Below are 2,317 nucleotides of genomic sequence, written 5' to 3'. Positions count from 1 at the left end.
TTCAATTTCAATTATACTTGAAAGTGGAGCATTTGGCTCTATATTTTTTTGATCTCTCCAATTCTCTCTTTTACACCATTATACGGACACAATCTGATAAGTGCGAGGATAATCGTTGAAATGCCAATATACGCACCTCCATGCTCTGAGAATTACCGATAAGTGCGTAAACCCAATTGGAGACCTACCGAAACGCATCTTCGTTCCTAAACAAGGGGGCATACGTGCGGGCACGCACGTATACGCCCAAATTATTAGTAAATGGTGCGCGACCCACGGATCGTACCATTGGTATGGAGCCATACCATACTGATGATACCATCATACCCAAAATAAGGTCTTGACTTGAAGCCAGCTCTAGTGCATATAATAGATATATGTAACAGAAGAAGGACCGGCAAGCTGGTCTGGAATGAAGACTGGACCGACTGCGAATGCTGTTCCGATAAACAGGAGGATAATTAAACCAAAGAATGAAAAATGAGATAGACATGTTAGAGGGTCATTTAGGCAGGAATATTTTACGATTTGCCCTGCCGCTGGCCGTGACGGGAATATTACAACAGTTATTTAATGCGGCGGACATAGTAGTTGTCGGCCGTTTTGTCGGCAACGGCGCCATGGCGGCAGTGGGTAGCAATTCGCCTCTGATCAACCTTCTGGTGAACCTGTTCGTAGGAATTTCTCTGGGCGCCAATGTGGTCATGGCCCAGTTCGCAGGCAGGCGCGACAAAATCCGCATCCAGCAGGCTGTCCATACTTCTATTCTGATTGCCCTCATAGGAGGGTTTACATTTATGATACTTGGCGAGCTGGCGGCGGAACCCGTTCTCAAGCTCATGTCTGTCCCTGATCAGGTATTTCCAATGGCCCTGGCATATCTCAGGATATACCTCCTGGGTCTTCCTGTGATCCTGCTATACAATTTCGAATCAGCCATTTACAGAAGTCAGGGCAACACCAGAACTCCTCTCATATGTCTCTCGATTTCAGGCGTGATAAACGTGATCCTGAATCTGTTCTTCGTCTGCATCGTAGGCATGACAGCAAGCGGCGTAGCCCTGGCAACGGTCATAGCCAATCTGATCAGTTCAGTCATGCTGCTGGTTCTCCTGCGCGAAGGTCCTGAAGAAACGCGCATACACTTCAGTAAACTGCGCTTATATAAAACTGTTCTTAAGAAGATTCTCTACATCGGTCTGCCTTCCGGCATCCAAAGCATGATGTTCTCCCTGGCCAATATCATAGTCCAGTCAGCCCTGAACAGTCTTGGAACTACAGTCATGGCAGCTTCATCGGCGGCCTTCAATGTAGAAGTCATGGCTTTCTTCGTCATCAATTCTTTCGGCCAGGCCTGCATGACATTTACAGGCAACAATTACGGCGCCGGCAAATCCGAAAGGTGCAAAAAAATCCTCTGGGCCTGCATCCTGGAGGATATAGCTTTTACTGTTCTTTCATGTGGCCTGATACTTCTCTTCGGTAAAGAAATACTGGGCCTGTTCACCACAGCCCCGAAGGTCATTTCTTACGGATATCTGCGCATGATGATCGTATTCTCAGCTTATGTCTTTACTCTGGTAAACGAAACTGTTTCCGGATATCTGCGCGGTTTCGGTATGTCCATAATTCCAGCCCTGACAGCCGTTATATGCATCTGCGTCCTCCGACTCCTCTGGATATTCTTCGTCTTCCCGAAAGATCCTACCTTCGTCATGGTCATGATAGTCTACCCGATCAGCCTTGGCCTCAACGCAGTAGCCATCGCCATCTGCGCCTTGGTCCTCAAACCATCCAAGCGGAAATACAACGTGTGAATGTAAGGCATGCAAATACGGTTTGCCGTTTGACTGGTCATCGATTTGTTGGAAATCTCAAGGGGAAATCCTCCGCGCACGTATCGGGCTAATATCCAAGGCGATAGTGCAGATTTTTCTTTATTGTAAACCAAATTCGCACTTATTGACCTGATCTGATAGGTCAAGGTGCGCGTTACTGGTCACAATTTCCTCGATTGGGAATTTATGGAATCATATCAAACAGAAAACGCACTTCCAGGTCTCTAAAGCACTCTATACGTGCGCAGCAAATCGTTAAAATTCCAATACGCGCACCTCCATGCTCTGAGAATCTCTGATAAGTGCGTAAATCAATTTGAGAATCTCTAAAACGCACCTCCGTTCCTCTATACAGACCAATACGTGCGCAGCCGCATGTATCACGATAGTGGACATATAATGGTGTAAATTCATTAAATAAAAAAAATGAGCACATAGCTCTAATTTCAGTTAAAATGTAATTGGACAAAAACAACTTG

At 46.0% G+C, this 2,317-nt stretch carries 2 protein-coding genes; one reads left to right on the top strand and one right to left on the bottom strand.

The window, feature by feature from the left end:
* Nucleotides 1-473 precede the first annotated feature (473 nt).
* Nucleotides 474-1,817, top strand: coding sequence for an MATE family efflux transporter (locus EV211_RS10525; RefSeq protein ID WP_133529390.1), 1,344 nt, complete (start codon nt 474-476; stop codon nt 1,815-1,817).
* 205 nt (nt 1,818-2,022) lie between these two features.
* Here the strand turns inward: EV211_RS10525 and EV211_RS10835 are convergent.
* On the bottom strand, nt 2,023-2,317 hold a 295-nt coding region (locus EV211_RS10835), incomplete at its 5' end, for a hypothetical protein (protein WP_207668024.1).

Source organism: Aminicella lysinilytica (genome assembly GCF_004362975.1).
GTDB lineage: Bacteria > Bacillota > Clostridia > Peptostreptococcales > Anaerovoracaceae > Aminicella > Aminicella lysinilytica.
The sequence above is the reverse complement of the archived record's forward strand: the minus strand, read 5'-3'. Positions and strand labels throughout refer to the sequence as shown.

What these genes read in the sequence shown, in the direction of transcription:
- EV211_RS10525 (WP_133529390.1), top strand. Translation starts at nt 474, where the DNA reads ATGAAAAATGAGATAGACATGTTAGAGGGTCATTTAGGCAGGAATATT.